The organism is Bhargavaea ginsengi, assembly GCF_900109165.1.
GTDB classification, from domain to species: Bacteria; Bacillota; Bacilli; order Bacillales_A; family Planococcaceae; genus Bhargavaea; species Bhargavaea ginsengi.
This window is the reverse complement of sequence record NZ_FNZF01000001.1, coordinates 285,756-303,939: the sequence shown is the minus strand read 5'-3', so window position 1 is coordinate 303,939 and position 18,184 is coordinate 285,756. Positions and strand designations below refer to the sequence as shown.

Genomic DNA, 18,184 nt, shown 5'->3' with positions numbered 1-18,184 from the left:
AGATTGGCAATGTGGATCAATGTAGCTGGAGCCGGGGCGATCGGGCTGTTGGTCGGTGCCCGGCTTGCCGAAGCGGGTCAAGAGGTCAGGATGATCACGAGGACGGCAGAACAGGCTGCGGTGATCAGGAGCGGCGGTATTCTCCTCTCGGTGGAAGATGAGAAAAAGCGGATCTCTGTCGGGGCGACGGAACGGCGGGAAGCGGCTGCGGATGGCAGCCTCACCATTTTGGCGATGAAGTCGTACGACCTCGGGGAATTTGTCGGGGCCATCGGGGACGTTCCGGGGGGCGCGCCGCTTTTGTTTATCCAGAATGGTGTTGGCCACCTGCCTCTCGCATCGAGTTTCCGGCATCGGCCGGTGGCATTCGGGACGGTTGAGCACGGCGCCAAAAGGACCGGCCAGGGCTCTGTTGAACATACCGGGATCGGGCCGATCCGGATTTCGGCGGTGTCCGGTGACTTTAGCCCGTTCCTCCCTATGTTTAAAGCACATTCCTCTGCATTTCCGGTGCTTCGGGCAGAAGAAGGGCCTGAGTCTCTCCTTCTTAAGAAAGCTATAAAAAATTGCATGATCAATCCGGTTACCGCAGTTGCCGGTGTCAGGAATGGTGAACTTGCAAAAGATCCCCACCTCCGGGCAATCCTCGGACGGCTGCATACGGAACTGGCCGGTGCTTTTCCCGAAATGGCTAATGAGGTGACGCTGGACGGAGTGCTGGATCTCTGCAGGAAGACGGCCGGCAACACGTCCTCGATGCTGGCGGATCTGCTTGCCGGCAGGAAAACAGAGGCCGGGGCGATCATGGGTGGCGTGATTGGCCTTGCCCGCGCACGCGGAGTCTCTCTTCCGGCGCTGGAATCACTTACGGACCTGGTTTGTTCTATGGAAAGGAGGAAGGGCCGGCATGGCTGAATTCCTATATTCGGCGGCAGGATTCCTGGTCGCATTCCCTGCAGTGGCTTACCTGGTCCTGTTTATCATCTTTACACGGCTGTATAAAGACCCCGCCAAGGGAGCGGGCAGGGCAGCCGATCTGACGACATTTCTGCTGCTTCCGGCGGTGCCGGCTGTCCTGGCGGTATACACCGGTGTAAGCACCGGCTTTTATCTGGCCGTCGCAGTTATTTTATTCGCGCTTTATATGACCTACAGGGAACGGCGGAAAGAGCGCGACTTTGAAATTAGGCCGCTCATGAGGAAAATATGGCGGATGCTCTTCCTGATCTTATCTGCGGCGTATTTCGTCGCGTTCATCATCGGAACCGGGGTGATGATTGCAGATTATACGAGAGGCTGAGCGGAATTTTTCATTCGGCCGGACGGGAATGCTATAATCGGATTCGATTATTGAAAATAAATGGGGTTTTCGACTTGGAATTTAAACGACTGGACATCCGGCCGGCGGGCAGTATCATGGACGCCTATCTGAACAATCCGGATTTTATCCGTACATATTTTGATTACTCACCCGATACAGAAGGCTATAAAGAACGGCTGAAGGAATTGGACAGCCGGCGCTTCGACCGTGAAGGGCTTGCCCGGACCGTCCGGAACTTCATGGCGAAAACCGGTATCTCGGAAAGGGCCGAAGCCCATCTGCATGAACTGGAGTCCGGAGCCCCAGCCGTTGTAGGCGGTCAGCAGGCCGGCCTGCTGACGGGGCCGCTTTACTCGGTGAACAAAGCGCTGTCCGTCGTTGCCGAGGCGCGCAGGCTGCGCGGGATGCTTGGAACGCCCGTCGTGCCGATTTTCTGGATTGCTGGCGAGGACCATGATCTTCTGGAGATCAACCATGTTTATGCAATCGGTGATGACCGTCCGGTGAAGCGGCAATTTCCGGTCCCGTACGGCGCCAAGACAATGGCGACTGAGAGCGGGTTCGACCCCGCAGAGATGGAATTGTTCATCCGCGGAATTTTCCGGGACTACGGTGAAACCTCCCATACCGAAAGCCTTCTTGAGATTGCCCTTGGATGTCTGGAGGGAAATGACACATACACGTCGTTTTTCGCCGCACTCATGAACCGGCTGTTTACCGAAGAGGGTCTCTTGCTACTTGATGCCGCTGACCCTGCCCTCAGACGAATCGAAGCCAAGCATTTTGAGCTGATGGTCAAGCGTTCCTCAGAAATCGCCGCAGGCGTGGCAGATACAGAGGAGCAATTCGGCAATGAGGGTTACGGGAGTCCGATCGGGGCTGAAAGGGAAGACGCTCACCTCTTTTACGTAGATTCCGGCGAGCGGTTTTTGCTCAGGCGGGAAGACGGGCGTTTTGAACATCCGCAGGCCGGCCTCTCATTCTCAGAGGAAGACCTCACCGAGATTGCCCGCAATCATCCCGAACGCCTCAGCAACAATGTCGTCACGAGACCGGTCATGCAGGACCTGGTTCTCCCGGTGCTGAGCTTTGTCGGAGGGCCGGGAGAAATCGCCTACTGGTCACTGCTGAAGCCTGCATTCCGGGAAATGGGCATCCGGATGCCCATCGTGGTTCCGAGGCAGTCCCTGACGTTCATAACGCGCCAGACGGAATGCCTCCTGGAGGAAACAGGCCTCGGGGTAGAGGATGTGCTTGCCGGCAGGGCGGAAGATGAGAAACAGCAATTTATTGAACAGGTCAGCGACCGCGCAGCAGCGGAACAGATATCCCGCATGGAAGAACAGCTTGAGGCCGGTTACAGGGAACTTGCTGTTTCGCTTGAATCCCGCTGCCGTAACATCCAGGAACTGATCAGCCGCAACATCGGGTTTCACAGCCGCCAATTCGACTATCTGAGGGATAAGATCCGTGAGTCGGTCTTGCTTGAACACGAAACGGCGATCCGCCGTTTTACCCGGCTTGAATCGGAACTGTTGCCGGAAGGCGGTTACCAGGAGCGGAAGTATACGCCGTTCCAATACATGAATGAGTACGGTCCGGGCTTCATCTCCGACCTTGCCGCCCGCATGAGTGGGGAGCCGGGTGACCATTTCCTGGTCCGCCTCTGATCGGCCATATGATTTGACCAACACCGCCTTTACTAAGGGCGGTGTTCCTTGTTTATGCGTATAGAACGGGAGCCCATGTGTACAGACTGTTTTTGCAGCAAACGGGAACCAAGAAGGATTATATCGTGCAATTTTCCTGAGTGGATATGCCGGGCAGGCTGAAGGTCCGCTTGCGCCCAGTACCATAGGCTCCGGTGAAGGAACGGCAGCCGGAATTCGGTGCCGCCGGATTCACATTTTTCGTTACCAAATTGTAATATAAGAGATTTCATAAAACAGGTGGAGGAAAGTGGGGGGATGTGGTACATTTAGTTTACGATGTGGGGTGAAGACACATGTTCATGGGCGAATATCAGCATACGGTTGATACAAAGGGCCGGCTGATCATTCCGGCGAAGTTCCGCGATGATCTGGACGGTGGATTTGTCGTCACCCGCGGATTGGATAAATGCCTGTTCGCTTATACCATGGACGAGTGGCACCGGCTTGAAGAAAAACTGAAAGCCCTGCCAGTCACGAAGAAGGATGCACGTGCATTCACCCGCTTTTTCTTCTCTGGCGCTACCGAGGTGGAACTTGATAAGCAGGGACGCGTCAATTTACCTGCAAACCTTTTGAGTTACGCCGGTGTTGAAAAGGATTGCGTCGTTCTCGGGGTTTCCAGCCGGATTGAAATCTGGGCAAAGGAAGCCTGGGAAGGCTATTTCGAGGAATCGGAAGACTCCTTCAACGAAATTGCGGAAAACCTTATTGACTTTGACATTTAAACCTACTGATGAAAGAAGGGGACGGACATGTTCGATCATGTGACCGTGCTGCTGAAAGAGACGGTCGACGGACTGAATGTCCGGCCGGACGGCCTCTATGTCGACTGCACACTAGGCGGCGGCGGCCATAGCGAATATCTTGTGCAGCAACTTGGTGAGGAGGGCAGGCTCATCTGCTTCGACCAGGACGAAACAGCCATCCGGCACGCCCGGGAACGCCTCGCCGACCACCTGGACAAGATCATTTTCGTCAGATCGAACTTCCGTTACCTGAAGGAAGAGCTCGGCAAACTTGGCATTACAGGCGTGGACGGAGTGCTCTATGATCTGGGCGTTTCTTCGCCGCAATTCGACACTCCGGAGCGAGGATTCAGCTACCGCTATGATGCGCCGCTCGATATGAGGATGGACCAAAGCGCTCCGCTCAGCGCCTATGAAGTGGTTAATGACTGGGCATACGGGGATCTGGTCCGCATCTTCTACCGTTATGGCGAAGAGAAATTCTCCAAACAGATCGCGCGGAAGATCGAGGAAGCAAGGAAGGAAAGTCCGGTACGGACGACTTTCGAACTTGTGGAGCTGATCAAAGCCGGTATCCCCGCGGCTGCCAGGAGAAAGGGCGGACATCCCGCAAAGCGGATTTTCCAGGCTATCCGGATCGCCGTCAATGACGAGCTGGGGGCGGCGGAAGAATCGCTGCAGGACGCAATCGGCCTTCTGAACCCGGGCGGACGGATCAGTGTCATCACATTCCATTCGTTGGAGGATCGGCTTGTCAAGACGATGTTCAAGGAAGCCTCATCGCTGCCTGATCTGCCGCCGAACCTTCCGGTCATCCCTGAAGGTATGGAGCCCGAGCTCAAGCTAATCACGCGCAAGCCGATCCTGCCTTCAGAAGAAGAGCTGGAGAACAACAACCGTTCCCACTCCGCAAAACTCAGAATCGCAGAAAAACAGAGATGATTCCTCATGAACACACATAAAGAACAAGAAAAAACAAATCCAAAGGGGGACTAGTTTCGATGGCGCTTGAAGCACGCAAGTTTGACCATGCATACATACAGGAACCCGAGATCACCCGTGTACCGGCGCCTGCGCCGGAGCCGGAGATACAGCCGATACGCAGGAAGAAACTGTTCACAAAAGGCGAAAAAACGCTGTTCGTGGCGTTTGTTGCCGCTGTGGCCATGTTCGCGGTTATCCTTCTCCAGGCACAGTCATCCCTTAACGCGGTGAACAAGGAGATCCAGCTGATCCAATCCGATATTACGGAAACGGCCAAGCAAAATCATGATTTGTCCATACAAGTGAGCGAAAAATCGACCTACGAGCGCATCTGGGGCAAAGCCAGCGAGCTCGGCCTGTCGCTCAATGAGAAAAATGTGAAGGTCGTGCCTGGGCAATGAAAAAGAAGTTTCGTTTCCAATGGGGAGCCTTCCTGATGTTTTGCGTCTATGGAGGGCTCTTTTTCCTTTTATTCTCAAGATTCCTGTATATCCAGGTGACGGGTGAAGCCGAGGGGCAGCCACTCCGCGCGATGGCTCAGGCGAAATACGAAAGGGAACAGGTGCTTAGCGCGGACCGCGGGAAAATAGTCGACCGGACCGGGAATCCGATCGCGGAAGACACCGTGAGTTACAAACTGATCGCTGTACTTTCAGAAAAGGCGAGTAAAGATGTCAAGGATGGCGAGATGCTGCATGTGACGGATCGGGAAAAAACCGCCAATGCGCTTGCGGAGCATATCGAGATGTCGGAGGAAGACATTCTCGAGCGGCTCAACCGCCAGGATGATCCGGACATCTACCAGGTGGAGTTCGGTCCGGCAGGACGCGATCTGAGCCATGATAAAATGAAGAAAATTGAAGAGCTGGACCTGCCGGGCATCCAGTTCGTGAAAGACAAGAAACGCTTTTATCCGAACGGACCGTTTGCTTCCCACCTGATCGGCTTTGCGCAGAAGGTGGAGCAGGAAGATGGATCTGTGAAAACAATCGGGCAGATGGGCCTTGAACAAACCTATAACGACCTGCTTTCCGGCGAGGACGGGAAGATGGCCTATGAAAGCGATACATGGGGCTTCCTGCTGCCAAGTGCCGAGAAACAGGTGACCCCGCCGGAAGATGGCGCAAACATCAAGCTGACCCTGGACAAAACAATTCAGAACTTCGTCGAAGATTCCATGAAGCAGGTGGAGAAAGAGTATTCTCCCGAACGGATGTCGGTCATCGTCGCCAATCCCAAAACCGGTGAAATCCTGGCAATGAGCCAGCGGCCGACATTCGATCCGGAGACGAGGGAGGGTCTGTCATCGAACTGGCTGAACGAGGCGGTCCAATACACGATTGAACCCGGGTCTACGATGAAAATCTTCACACTTGCCGCTGCCATCGAGGAAGGCGTCTGGAAGCCGGATGACTATTTTAAGTCAGGAAGCTATTCGATCTACGATACAACCATCTATGATCACAACAAAAACGGCTGGGGCTGGATTTCTTTCCGTGAAGGCTTCCAGCGCTCTTCAAACGTTTCGATGGCCAATCTGCTTGAACGGATGGGCGGAGAAGCGATGATGAACCATTTCCGGAACTTCGGTTTCGGCCAGAAAACGGGAATCGACCTTCCCGGTGAAGCCGCAGGCAGACTGAACGATGTCGGGCCTGTGGAACGGCTGACAACATCATACGGGCAGGGTACGACAGTTACTCCTATTCAGATGGTCCAGGCCGCTACGGCGATCGCCAACGCCGGAAAGATGATGCAGCCGTATATGATCCGGGAAATCAAGGATCCAAACACCGGAAAATTACTGCGCGAAGGCCAGATGGAGGAAAAAGGCAACCCCATTTCTGAGGAAACCGCGGAGACCGTTCTGGAGCTGATGGAATCCACTGTCACCTCCGAACAAGGGACCGGTAAAATCTTCAAGCTGAATGACTATTCGGTTGCCGGAAAAACAGCCACCGCCCAGATACCGAACGGCAAGGGCGGCTATCTCAGGGGGCCGAACAATCTCCTTTACGGCTTCCTCGGCATGGCGCCGGCTGATGACCCTCAGCTGATTGTCTATGTGAACGTTCACCGGCCAAAAATCCCTGCCGGAGAGTGGGGGTCCGTGCCGGTAGCGAAGATTTTCAAGCCGGTCATGGAAAACAGCCTGAAACACCTGAACATCCGTCCGGATGTGGAAGAGGCGGCAGGGGAGACTTACCGGCTTCCTGACTTCTCCGGACAGGATGCCGAAACCTCAGCCGAAACCCTTGCGGAACATGGAGTCCGCGGGGTCCCTACAGGAGTCGGCGGGAAGGTCATCGGCCAATTCCCGGAAAAGGAGACGCAGGTCCTTCCGGAAACCACGGTTCTCCTGCAAACCGAGGGGGAACCGGTCATTCCTGACTTTACCGGGTGGCCGAAGCGCACGATTCTGGCCTACGCTTCCATGACCGGACTGACGGTCGAGCTGAGCGGGGAAGGATACGCCGTATCGCAAAGTGTTTCCCCGGGCTCTGCGGGTGACCCGGCGTCACCGGTGGTCATCCAGTTGGAGACCCCGGAACAGGAAGTGATCACCTCCGGACAGGAAGAGATACCGGAGGAAGAACAATTGCCGCTGGACTAAGCGGCAGAATAGCGTCGGCAGGCCTGTCATACGTTGAAAGAAAAACGTAAGGTGGGAAAAATGTGCGACGCTTTATCGAAGCCCGGATGAGAAAACGGCTGCGCCTGGCCTTTCTCGTCCTCGCCGTCCTATTTGCCGCACTGCTCGCAAAACTGTTCCATGTCCAGGTTATCCGCAATGCGGAACTGACCGAGAAGGCGATGGAGAACTGGGACCGGGAGCTTCCGTTCGCCGGGAAGCGGGGAGAAATCCTCGACCGGAACGGCAACCGCATCATCGGCAACCGGATCGCACCCACCCTATATTTCATGCCTTCCCAGAATCGGGACATTGCCGCTGCGGCTAAGACGCTTGCACCCCTGATCGACGCGGATCCGAAAAAATTGGAAGAGCAAATGTCCAAAAGAGCGTCTATCATTAAACTCGCGCCTGAAGGCAAGAACATTCCGTATGAGACGGCCGTCCGAATCGGGAAAATGGGAATCCCCGGGCTTTACACCGGTGTTGACTATGTAAGGGACTACCCTTATGGCCAGATGCTGTCCCGGCTCGTCGGCTTCACTGGCTATGACAACCAGGGGTTGGCAGGCATCGAGTTTGCGTATGACGGAAAGCTTACCGGGAAAGGGGAAAAAGTCCGGCTGTTTACAGATGCAAAAGGCAATCCGCTGCCCCATGTCGGAGATGGCTGGGTGGAAGGAGGCGGCGGCGCCGATGTGGAACTGACGATTGATGTGCGCATCCAGGAAATTGTGGAACGCGAACTCGAGCAGGCCATGCTCAAGTATGACGCGGCACAGGCGTTATCGATCGTCATGGACCCGGACACAGGTGAGATCCTTGCCCTCGCTTCCTCGCCAAATTTTGACCCGGCTGAATACGCATCGGTAGACCCCTCTATTTTCAACCGGAATCTGCCGGTATGGATGACCTTCGAGCCGGGGTCGACTTTCAAGATCATCACTCTGGCTGCGGCTCTTGAGGAAGGGAAGGTCAACCTGGAAGAAGACCACTTCCATGACCCGGGCTATGCGCTGGTTGAAGGTGCCAGGCTCCGTTGCTGGAAGCGTGAAGGGCACGGTTCCCAGTCATTCCTGGAGGTCGTCGAGAATTCCTGCAACCCCGGATTCATCGAACTCGGCCAGCGAGTCGGTAAAGAAAAGCTCATGCAGTACATCCACGACTTCGGATTTGGTCAGACAACCGGTTCCGGCATTGCCGGCGAGGCGTCCGGAATCCTGTTTTCGGAAGAAGCGTTCGGACCCGTGGAACATGCGACGACTTCGTTCGGGCAGGGAATTTCCGTCACGCCAATCCAGCAGGTGCAGGCGGTCGCGGCTGCCGTCAATGGGGGCAGGATCATGAAGCCTTACGTCGTCCGCCGCGTACTGGATCCGGAAACAGGCCGGCCGATCGAGGAAAACACCCCGGAGGAAAAGCGCAGGGTCATCAGCGAGGAAACGTCCAAGAAAGTGCGGGAATCGCTGGAATCGGTTGTTGCCAACGGGTCCGGACGCAATGCTTTTGTCGACGGACTACGTGTCGCCGGCAAAACCGGAACCGCACAGAAGGTCGAGGACGGACGGTACAAGGAAGGCGACTACATCGTATCCTTTATCGGTTTTGCGCCTGCGGACGATCCCGATGTGCTCGTCTATGTTGCGGTGGACAGTCCGAAAAACGAAGTTCAGTTCGGCGGTACCATCTCCGCGCCGATTGTCGGCAGAATTCTTGGCGATATTGCATCCGTCAGGGAGATCGGACCGAGAAAAGGTCAGCTGGAGCGGGAATACCGATGGGGAGATCCCATCCAGATCCGGGTTCCGGACCTGACCGGGAAAACATATGACGAAATCAGGCAGATGCTGTACACTGTGAAACTGGAATGGCACGGCAAACAAGGCGGAACCGTCGTCCGGCAACTGCCGGAGCCGGGAGTGCTCATGGAAGAATCGGGCACACTCCATCTTTACGCGGAGCCTGAACAAAAAGATTAACGATACAAGGTGCCGGAAAGGGTACCGCTGTCTTCAAAGGAGAACGAGAATACATGACACTCGCCACGACCATCACGATCATTGCGATCGCTTTTATCATATCCGCGCTTCTTGCGCTTCCGCTCATCCCGATGCTGAGAAGGCTGAAATTCGGCCAGAGCATCCGGGAGGAGGGACCACAGGCACACCAGAAAAAGGCGGGGACACCTACGATGGGGGGCATCATTTTCATCATCTCCATTGTCGTTTCCGCGATTGCTTTTGGATGGATGAACGGCCTGCTGACAACTCAGACGGTCGTACTGCTGCTCGTGCTTGCAGGTTTCGGGCTGATCGGATTCCTGGATGACTTTATCAAGGTCGTCCTGAAGCGTAATCTGGGACTGACATCCCTGCAGAAGCTGATCGGCCAGATTGTCATCGCGGTCATCTCTTACCTTCTGCTCCGGCTGGGGCCGTTTGAGACAACCGTCGGGCTGCCGTTTACATCATTCGAGATCGATCTGGGGCCGTTCTACGTCCTGTTCCTCATCTTCTGGCTGGTCGGATTCTCGAATGCCGTCAACCTGACGGACGGCCTGGATGGGCTTGTCGCCGGCACATCGTCGATTGCATTCGCCGCATTCGGTGTGCTGGGGCTTGTCTACGGACAGGAAGACCTTTCCCTTGTCGCATTTTCCGTGACGGGGGCGCTGCTCGGCTTCCTTCTGTTCAATGCGAACCCGGCAAAGATCTTCATGGGAGATACCGGCTCACTTGCGCTTGGAGGAGTTTTGGCGATGCTGTCTGTCCTGATGAAGCAAGAGCTGCTCCTGCTGCTTGTGGGAATTGTCTTTGTCATTGAGACGCTGTCTGTCATCCTGCAGGTGATCTCATTCAAGACTACGGGTAAGCGTATTTTCAAGATGAGCCCGATCCATCACCATTTCGAACTGTCGGGATGGTCGGAATGGAAAGTGGTCATCGTTTTTTGGACGGCAGCGCTTGCAGCTGCACTCATCGCGGTTTTACCGGAGGTGATCTGATATGAAACCGATCGATCAATTTGAAGGAAGACAGGTTCTCGTGCTGGGACTCGCCAAAAGCGGCTCTGCAGCAGCCCGGCTCCTGAGCCGTATGGGTGCTAAAGTAACTGTGAATGATGCGCGCGGAGAAGATCCGGAAGCCGGACCCCTCCGGGAGATGGGGGTCGAGGTAATTCTCGGGGGTCATCCGGAGGGACTTCTTGACCGCGGCTTCGACTGGATCGTCAAAAATCCGGGAATCCGCTATGATCACCCGATCGTCTCGCAAGCGGTCAATGCCGGCATCCCCGTCTGGACTGAAGTGGAGCTGGCATATCTGATCAGCGAGGCCCCGATGCTCGGCGTCACGGGCTCCAACGGAAAGACAACGACCACCACGCTGCTCTACCATATGCTGAATATCGGAGGCAAGCATCCGCTGATCGCCGGCAACATCGGTACCCCGTCGTGCCTGGTGGCAGCGGACGCGGAGCCGGATCAGGCCATCGTCATTGAGCTGTCTTCGTTCCAGCTGATGGGCACGGAACAGTTCCGTCCGAAAATCGCCATCTGGACGAACCTTTATGAAGCACATATCGATTACCACGGGACTTTCGGCGAATACGGCGAAGCAAAATTCAACATCACCCGGAATCAGTTGCCGGAAGACGTTTTAATCTATAACGCTGATCAGAAGTCCGTCGCGGATTACGCCGCAAGATCCCGCGCAAGGAAAATCCCGTTCACGCTGTCCGGACGCGCGGAGGACGGTATCAGCGCGGACGAAGAATCGGTCTATTGGTACGGTGAGAAGTTGCTTGACCGGTCCACCATTCTGCTGCCGGGACGCCACAATCTGGAGAACATCCTGTCGGCGACGGCTGCAGCCCTTACATACGGCTGCCCGCTGGACGCAGTGAAGGACGTCCTCTCCTCGTTTTCGGGTGTCCGGCATCGGACACAATTCGTCCGGGAATGGAAAAAACGGAGGTTTTACAACGACTCCAAGGCAACCAATACCCTCGCAACCAAAAGTGCGCTCGAGGCATTCGGGGGCCCGGTCGTCCTGCTGGCGGGCGGGCTGGACCGGGGACATTCATTCGAGGAGCTGCGGCCGTTCATGGACCGTGTCCGGGAGATTGTCGTCTTCGGGCAGACTGCCGGCCGGCTACGTGAGTTTGCGGAATCGTGCGGTATTACGGGTATCCGGGATGCGGATGATATTGAGCAGGCAACGGAAATCGCAGCAGGTGTCTCCAGGGAAGGGGATACAGTCCTGCTGTCTCCGGCCTGCGCCAGCTGGGATCAATACGAAAGCTTCGAGGTACGGGGAGACCGCTTTATCGAGGCGGTCAGGAAACTTTAAGGTCCCCCGGCAGTCCGGGCAGGCCACCGATCCATAACAAGGAAGGATGCATGCACTGGAAAAAAAGCTCCTCATCCTATTTGCCTCCGCCGCAGCAGCACTCAGCCTCCTGGGAGTCGCATTTGTCCATTCTGCCGGATCCTACTGGGGAGAAGTCCATTACGAAGATTCCCTCCCCTTTGCATTAAAGCAGGGTGTTTATCTTGCCGTTTCATTGGCAGCTGCGGCATTTGTACTCCGCTTCCGGGGCATCGGGAACAAAACGTTCTGGAACACCGTCTACATCCTGTCCATCATCCTGCTTGTGGGGGTTCTGATACCGGGGATCGGTGCAGTCAGGAACGGATCACAGAGCTGGATTGCACTCGGGCCATTTAGTCTGCAGCCGGCGGAATTCACGAAAATCGCAGTGATCGGAAAGCTGGCATCCATGTTGGGAGAGCAAAGGGGCCGCAAGGTGTTCAAACTCTCTCATCTGGCTGTGATCCTGCTTCCGGCGGGTCTGATCATGCTTCAGCCGGACTTCGGCTCGATGATGATCATGACCGTTTCGGCGTTTTGTGTGCTTTTGATCGCGGGTTATCCGCTGAAGTTCTTTTTCGGCCTTGGAGCGGCGGGTGCAGCCGGCATTACGGCGCTGATTGCAGCCGCCCCTTACCGGCTCGACCGGATCAAGGCATTTCTAGATCCGTGGAGTGACCCGCTGGGAAGCGGATTCCAGGGAATCCAGTCTCTTCTTGCAGTCGGCCCGGCCGGCCTTCTCGGCTACGGTTATGGACAGAGCAGGCAGAAATATCTTTATCTGCCCGAACCCCAAAATGATTTCATCTTCTCTATCATTGCGGAGGAAATCGGGTTCATCGGTTCCGCGGCGGTGATTCTTCTCTTTTTCGTGCTGACAGCCGCAGCTTTCGGTCTGGCTGCACGACAGCGGGATCCGTTCTCGCTGCAGATGGTGTCAGGGATGGCTGCCATGCTCGGTTTCCAGACCTTCCTGAATATCGGGGTCGTGACGGGGCTGCTTCCCGTTACAGGCGTCACTTTGCCGTTCATCAGCTACGGCGGATCATCATTGCTTGCCGCCTGGATTGCGGCAGCCCTCATCCTGAGATTTGGAGCCGGTGGGGGAAAGGGCTGAAAGGAGGCCTTGCGTTTGGATAAAGTGATCGATATCGAAGACCGCATCCCTTCTCTTAAAGAGAAGAGGAAACGAAGAACCAACCGGAATTTCCTGTTTCTCCTGGTCCTTTTTCTGCTCATGCTGGCCGCCCTGCTTTATTTGCAGTCACCGCTCAGCAAAGTAAGGGATATCAGGGTGGAAGGCGCGGGCCTCCGCGGCGGGGAAGAATATATTCAGTCTTCCGGTGTGCGGGCGGGTGATGCGATCTGGGGTTTTCGCACCAGTGAAATAGAGCAGAAGATCACTTCCCTGGAGGGTGTCGGAGGGGCAGAAGTCATCAGAGAAGACTTCCGTGATGTCGTCATCCGGGTGGACGAGTTCGAGACCGTGGCGTTGATCCAAACGGAATCCGGATTCCATCCTGTGCTGGCGGACGGGACGACTTTCAGCCGTTCTTCTGACACGCCGCCCCCCGCACCGGTTCTTGCGGAATTCGACGAAGGGGACCAGATGGAGAAAATGGTGCGCGAGCTGGAAAAGCTGCCGCCTTCCGTCACTTCCCTCATTTCGGAGTTGAAGCATACCGGTGAAGGCTCCATAACGGCGTTCATGGCAGATGGGTATGAAGTCAGGGGCATTATCAGCGGGTTCGCTGAAAAGATGGCCTATTATCCTTCGATCGTCGCACAACTGACCGAAGAGGGAAGAGGGGTCATCGACCTTGAAGCAGGCGTTTATTTCAGCAGCTACGAGAAAGTATACGGAGATGGTGAAAGCGGAAATACCGAGGAAGAGGGAGAAGGCGACCAGCAGGAGATCGAGATTCCATGAACCGGAAACCCGGGCCCGGGACAGCATACAATCATTTGCCCTGTCCTTGTAAAAACGTTTAAAGTAGAGTTGTACCGGGAATTGAAGGATTTTCAACATAATTCACGAATATACTTAACATTGTCTTGAGAATGAAATAGAATGATTGTTAAGAGGATCAGAAGGAGGTGCCATCCGTGAGTCAAGCCGATATGTATGTTTCACTCGACATCGGTTCCTCCTCCGTAAAAGTGCTGATCGGGGAAATGACGGATCGTTCGCTGCACGTAATCGGAGTCGGAAATGTTAAATCGGAAGGCATCCGGAAGGGTGCCATTGTAGATATAGATGCGACTGTCCAGTCCATCCGGAAGGCAGTTGAACAGGCCGAGCGGATGATCGGAATGTCGATCAGGGAGGTCGTGCTGGGCATCCCTGCCAATCAGGTCATGCTCCAGCAGGTAAAGGGCGTCGTGGCGGTGAACAGCGAAAACCGCGAGATTACGGACGATGACCTTGACCGGGTCATGAGATCCGCGGAAGTGATGATTCCGGCGGAGCGGGAGCTCATCAACATCATCCCGCAGCAGTTCATCGTCGATGACCTCGATGAAATCAAGGACCCGCGCGGCATGATCGGCGTCCGCCTTGAGATGGATGCGACGCTTGTGACAACATCGCGGACGCTTCTGCACAATATTCTCCGCTGTGTGGAGCGGGCCGGCCTGCAGATCAGGGAAATCTACCTGCAGCCGCTCGCGGCAGGGTATTTCGCCCTTTCCGAGGACGAGAAAAGCCACGGAACCGCATATGTGGATATCGGTGGAGGTTCCACGACTGTCGCCGTATTCGGAGACGGCCGCCTCATTTCGGCGGGCGTCATCCCGGTGGGCGGCGACCATGTGACGAAAGACCTGTCGATTGTTCTGAAAACGACGACCGAACAGGCGGAACAGATCAAGCACCAGTACGGGCACGCCTACTACGATGATGCTTCCGAGGATGAACTGTTTGAAGTGCCGGTAACTGGCATGGAGACGAAAGACCAGTACAGCCAGAAGTATATTTCCGAAATCATCGGGGTCCGTCTTGAGGAACTCTTCGAGATGGTGCTGGACGAGCTATACCGGATGGATATCCGAGACCTGCCCGGGGGGATTGTCCTGACCGGGGGTACGGCGAAGCTCGAGGGGCTTCCGCAGCTTGCAAGGGAGGTCCTGCAGACCCGCGTACGGACATATGTCCCGGAATTCATCGGTGTCCGAGAACCGAAGTTCTCGTCCTCGGTCGGGCTTATCCGCTATGCCCGCCTTGAAGACGAGTTCTTTGGTCACCGCGGGGACTCCCCATTTGGCGAAGAGATGGAGACGGCAGCGCCGGCTCCCGCCAAAAAGAAAAAAGAACCACGGGAAAAGGATGGCCAGGACAAGGTCGTCAACCGGATGAAGAAAATCTTTGATAAATTCTTTGATTGATCGGAAGTCACCCGTACATCCATAGGAGGAGAAACCATGCTGGAATTTGATACTAATATCGACGCGCTAGCTGTCATCAAAGTCATCGGCGTTGGCGGCGGCGGCAATAACGCAGTAAATCGGATGATCGAACACGGGGTACAGGGCGTGGAGTTCATCGCTGTCAATACGGATGCCCAGGCTCTCAAGCTGTCCCAGGCTGAGGTAACACTCCAGATCGGAGAAAAGCTGACACGCGGCCTCGGCGCCGGTGCAAACCCTGAGGTGGGAAAAAAAGCGGCCGAAGAAAGCAAGGAACAGATCGAGGAAGCGCTGCGCGGCGCTGACATGGTCTTTGTTACCGCCGGAATGGGCGGTGGAACCGGAACAGGTGCGGCACCTGTTATCGCTCAGATCGCCAAGGATCTCGGTGCTCTGACAGTCGGAGTTGTTACACGTCCGTTCACCTTCGAGGGACGCAAGCGTGCGACACAGGCAATCGGCGGCATCGCGGCCATGAAGGAGTCGGTCGATACACTGATTGTCATCCCGAACGACCGCCTCCTCGAGATTGTCGACAAAAACACACCAATGCTTGAAGCGTTCCGTGAAGCGGATAATGTCCTTCGACAGGGCGTGTCGGGCATTTCTGACCTTATCGCAGTTCCGGGACTCATCAACCTCGACTTCGCCGATGTGAAGACAATCATGCAGAACAAGGGTTCCGCACTTATGGGTATCGGGGTCTCTTCAGGCGAGAACCGGGCTTCAGAGGCGGCCAAGAAGGCCATCTCCAGTCCGCTTCTTGAAACATCAATCGACGGCGCCAAGGGTGTTCTGATGAATATTACAGGCGGCTCGAATCTCAGCCTGTTTGAAGTTCAGGAAGCTGCCGACATCGTTGCCAGCGCTTCCGATGAAGAAGTGAACATGATCTTCGGCTCGGTCATCAACGACAACCTCAAGGATGAAATCGTTGTGACGGTCATTGCGACCGGGTTCACCGAAGAACAGCTTTCCCAGCGGACCACCCGTGGCGGAGGATTCAGCGCAGGACGCGTCCAGCAACAGTCTGCCCGCCCGGAACGTCCTCAGCAGCCTGCTCCATCCCGCAATGACTACCGGGACCGTGACGATCAGCAGGGCGGCCACTACCAGCAGGAAGCGCCGCAGCGGCAAAGCCAGCAACATCAGGAAGATGCACTCGATGTTCCGACATTCCTCCGCAATCGCCGGAGAAGATAAGCGGAATCCGACAATACCGGAAAGCCCCTTCTGCATAGATGCAGAAGGGGCTTTTTTTGCTTGTCAGGAGGAACTGTATAAGCCGCTTGAAACGCCCCTGATTCTGTCGTCTGCTGTCCGAATTTTCAGGCCTGCCCGTACCGGGTTCCGACAGTGCCTGCAAACCGGGCGTGATACTGTATGGACAAGGGAGGGGGAGCCATGTACGGAGAAGTGGCGATCGCTGTGAATTCGGCGTTCAATTACCTGATTCTTTCATTTGCGGACAAGGTGTGCCGCCGTCCTGCGGGCAAGCGCAGACTCCTTGCAGCTGCAGTTGCCGGGGCGTTTCCGGTGGTGCTGTTCGGCGGTGCGATTGTTCCTGCGGCAGCGGCATTCATGGCGATGACTGTGATTGCGTTCGGGCTGCACCGGAATGCGGCACTGAAAGGGGCCGGAGCAACATTGACGGCAGCGCTTTTTGCCGGCGGCCTTTTGACGGTGGTCAATCCTTCCGGCTTCGGTATCGGGGGCACTGCGGCTGTATTTACATCCTGCCTGTTCGCCTCCGGCGGTCTTCACCTGCTCGCGGTCAGGTGGAGAGGCGCAGAGGATGATGCAGCTGCCGCGGACTTCCGGGTGGAAACCGAGATTGAATTATTCGGGAAGAACATTCCAATTTCCGCATTCGCTGATTCAGGGAATGCCTGCACGGAGCCTCTATCCGGTGCTCCTGTCCATTTTATTTCCTACCGGGCAGTAAAAGAACAATTGCCGCGGGAAATCCGGGCAGCACTTGAGAATTTGCCGAAGGACGGCGTTCCGGACCTGAGCGTATTCCCGGCTGAGTTTCGGAGCGCACTGCGGCCGATCCGCCTCCAGACTGTTGGCGGCAGCGCTTGGGCTGTCGGGTTCCGGGTCAGCAGCTGGGCCTTCCGCGGACCGGAAAATGTCCGGCTGGGCGGGTATATCGTGTTCACTGAAAACGCTGCCGAATATCCGCTGGGCGCTGACGCCATCCTCCACCGCTCCTCCCTCATCCATCTCAAAGAAAGGGGATCGACAGATGCTGACAGGTCTTAAAAAATGGATTGCGGTACTGCTTCAGACCATCAAGAAGGACGGGACATACTATATCGGGGGACACGAATCCCTTCCGGTCCCGCTTACGAAGGAAGAAGAGGAAGAGACGATCCGGCGATTCATGGATGGCGATCGGGAAGCGCGTGACCGGCTGATCGAGAAAAACCTGCGGCTTGTCGTATATATCGCCCGCCGTTTCGAGAATACAAAGACCAATATCGAAGATCTCATCAGCATCGGAGCCATCGGACTGATCAAGGCGATCGAGACTTTTGATACGGAGAAAAAAATCAAACTCGCCACCTATGCGTCCCGCTGCATTGAAAACGAAATCCTCATGCATCTGAGAAAGACAAGCCGCATGAAGTCAGAAGTGTCGTTTGATGAGCCGCTGAACTCGGATGCCGATGGTAATGAACTGCTCCTCTCGGACATACTCGGAACGGATGAGGACATCATCACGGAAGATGTCGAGAAGAAAATCGAGCGTCAGCATGTCGTAGAGGCGATCTCCAGGCTGAACGACCGGGAGCGATACATTATGGAATGCCGCTTTGCACTATCCGGCAAAGAAGAAATGACGCAAAAGGAAGTCGCAGACCATCTGGGCATTTCACAGTCCTATATATCCAGGCTTGAAAAGAAAATTATCAGTGACCTGAGAGGATTGCTGAACCATCCGGTCAGCTGATGGATGAAATTGGCGGGGCTCCATCGGGAATAGGACAACAACCTCCGGACAGACTGTA

Annotated in this window: 16 protein-coding genes; all 16 read left to right on the top strand. The window is 55.5% G+C overall.

The window, feature by feature from the left end; all coding sequences use genetic code 11:
- The first annotated feature begins 9 nt into the window (after nt 1-9).
- The 16 genes from BMX91_RS01430 (at nt 10) to sigE (ending at nt 18,126) form a co-directional block, all read left to right on the top strand.
- Nucleotides 10-915: a ketopantoate reductase family protein gene (locus BMX91_RS01430; protein ID WP_177168220.1), complete on the top strand. Its 906-nt coding sequence runs from the start codon at nt 10-12 to the stop codon at nt 913-915.
- On the top strand, nt 908-1,300 hold the full coding sequence (locus BMX91_RS01425; protein ID WP_092049114.1) for a DUF3397 domain-containing protein: 393 nt from the start codon (nt 908-910) through the stop codon (nt 1,298-1,300). Before BMX91_RS01430 ends, BMX91_RS01425 begins: the two co-directional genes overlap by 8 nt.
- Nucleotides 1,301-1,374: 74 nt before the next feature.
- Nucleotides 1,375-2,991: a bacillithiol biosynthesis cysteine-adding enzyme BshC gene (bshC, locus tag BMX91_RS01420; RefSeq protein ID WP_177168219.1), complete on the top strand. Its 1,617-nt coding sequence runs from the start codon at nt 1,375-1,377 to the stop codon at nt 2,989-2,991.
- Nucleotides 2,992-3,326: 335 nt separating this feature from the next.
- Nucleotides 3,327-3,758: a division/cell wall cluster transcriptional repressor MraZ gene (gene mraZ, locus BMX91_RS01415; protein WP_092049109.1), complete on the top strand. Its 432-nt coding sequence runs from the start codon at nt 3,327-3,329 to the stop codon at nt 3,756-3,758.
- 27 nt (nt 3,759-3,785) lie between these two features.
- Nucleotides 3,786-4,721 (top strand): 16S rRNA (cytosine(1402)-N(4))-methyltransferase RsmH, encoded by a 936-nt coding sequence (rsmH, locus tag BMX91_RS01410; RefSeq protein WP_092049106.1) that lies wholly within the window; start codon nt 3,786-3,788, stop codon nt 4,719-4,721.
- A gap of 59 nt (nt 4,722-4,780) precedes the next feature.
- Complete coding sequence (gene ftsL / locus BMX91_RS01405; RefSeq protein ID WP_092049103.1) at nt 4,781-5,164, top strand: cell division protein FtsL; 384 nt, start codon at nt 4,781-4,783, stop codon at nt 5,162-5,164.
- Nucleotides 5,165-5,199: 35 nt separating this feature from the next.
- Nucleotides 5,200-7,377: a penicillin-binding protein gene (locus BMX91_RS01400; protein WP_245744194.1), complete on the top strand. Its 2,178-nt coding sequence runs from the start codon at nt 5,200-5,202 to the stop codon at nt 7,375-7,377.
- Nucleotides 7,378-7,463: 86 nt separating this feature from the next.
- On the top strand, nt 7,464-9,374 hold the full coding sequence (locus tag BMX91_RS01395; protein ID WP_092050697.1) for a penicillin-binding transpeptidase domain-containing protein: 1,911 nt from the start codon (nt 7,464-7,466) through the stop codon (nt 9,372-9,374).
- Between the two features lie 53 nt (nt 9,375-9,427).
- On the top strand, nt 9,428-10,399 hold the full coding sequence (gene mraY / locus BMX91_RS01390) for a phospho-N-acetylmuramoyl-pentapeptide-transferase (RefSeq protein WP_092049097.1): 972 nt from the start codon (nt 9,428-9,430) through the stop codon (nt 10,397-10,399).
- 1 nt (nt 10,400) lies between these two features.
- Nucleotides 10,401-11,744, top strand: a complete 1,344-nt coding sequence (gene murD / locus BMX91_RS01385; protein ID WP_092049094.1) for a UDP-N-acetylmuramoyl-L-alanine--D-glutamate ligase — start codon at nt 10,401-10,403, stop codon at nt 11,742-11,744.
- Nucleotides 11,745-11,790: 46 nt separating this feature from the next.
- Entirely contained in the window at nt 11,791-12,882 is a 1,092-nt protein-coding gene (locus BMX91_RS01380; RefSeq protein WP_092049092.1) for an FtsW/RodA/SpoVE family cell cycle protein, read from the top strand.
- 24 nt (nt 12,883-12,906) lie between these two features.
- A complete protein-coding gene (locus BMX91_RS01375) occupies nt 12,907-13,695 on the top strand; it encodes a cell division protein FtsQ/DivIB (protein ID WP_245744268.1) in 789 nt (262 codons plus the stop codon).
- Between the two features lie 176 nt (nt 13,696-13,871).
- A complete protein-coding gene (ftsA, locus tag BMX91_RS01370) occupies nt 13,872-15,149 on the top strand; it encodes a cell division protein FtsA (protein WP_092049090.1) in 1,278 nt (425 codons plus the stop codon).
- Between the two features lie 36 nt (nt 15,150-15,185).
- Nucleotides 15,186-16,373, top strand: a complete 1,188-nt coding sequence (gene ftsZ, locus BMX91_RS01365; RefSeq protein WP_092049088.1) for a cell division protein FtsZ — start codon at nt 15,186-15,188, stop codon at nt 16,371-16,373.
- Between the two features lie 201 nt (nt 16,374-16,574).
- The gene (locus tag BMX91_RS01360; protein ID WP_177168218.1) at nt 16,575-17,435 is read left to right on the top strand and encodes a sigma-E processing peptidase SpoIIGA; all 861 of its coding nucleotides are present in this window, start codon (nt 16,575-16,577) and stop codon (nt 17,433-17,435) included.
- Entirely contained in the window at nt 17,419-18,126 is a 708-nt protein-coding gene (gene sigE, locus BMX91_RS01355) for an RNA polymerase sporulation sigma factor SigE (protein WP_092049085.1), read from the top strand. Before BMX91_RS01360 ends, sigE begins: the two co-directional genes overlap by 17 nt.
- Nucleotides 18,127-18,184 lie beyond the last annotated feature (58 nt).

Coding starts and splice junctions, on each gene's coding strand:
- ftsL (WP_092049103.1), top strand. CDS start 4,781: ATGGCGCTTGAAGCACGCAAGTTTGACCATGCATACATACAGGAACCC.
- BMX91_RS01380 (WP_092049092.1), top strand. CDS start 11,791: ATGCATGCACTGGAAAAAAAGCTCCTCATCCTATTTGCCTCCGCCGCA.
- mraY (WP_092049097.1), top strand. CDS start 9,428: ATGACACTCGCCACGACCATCACGATCATTGCGATCGCTTTTATCATA.
- BMX91_RS01395 (WP_092050697.1), top strand. CDS start 7,464: ATGAGAAAACGGCTGCGCCTGGCCTTTCTCGTCCTCGCCGTCCTATTT.
- BMX91_RS01425 (WP_092049114.1), top strand. CDS start 908: ATGGCTGAATTCCTATATTCGGCGGCAGGATTCCTGGTCGCATTCCCT.
- BMX91_RS01400 (WP_245744194.1), top strand. CDS start 5,200: ATGTTTTGCGTCTATGGAGGGCTCTTTTTCCTTTTATTCTCAAGATTC.
- BMX91_RS01430 (WP_177168220.1), top strand. CDS start 10: ATGTGGATCAATGTAGCTGGAGCCGGGGCGATCGGGCTGTTGGTCGGT.
- mraZ (WP_092049109.1), top strand. CDS start 3,327: ATGTTCATGGGCGAATATCAGCATACGGTTGATACAAAGGGCCGGCTG.
- ftsZ (WP_092049088.1), top strand. CDS start 15,186: ATGCTGGAATTTGATACTAATATCGACGCGCTAGCTGTCATCAAAGTC.
- murD (WP_092049094.1), top strand. CDS start 10,401: ATGAAACCGATCGATCAATTTGAAGGAAGACAGGTTCTCGTGCTGGGA.
- sigE (WP_092049085.1), top strand. CDS start 17,419: ATGCTGACAGGTCTTAAAAAATGGATTGCGGTACTGCTTCAGACCATC.
- rsmH (WP_092049106.1), top strand. CDS start 3,786: ATGTTCGATCATGTGACCGTGCTGCTGAAAGAGACGGTCGACGGACTG.
- BMX91_RS01360 (WP_177168218.1), top strand. CDS start 16,575: ATGTACGGAGAAGTGGCGATCGCTGTGAATTCGGCGTTCAATTACCTG.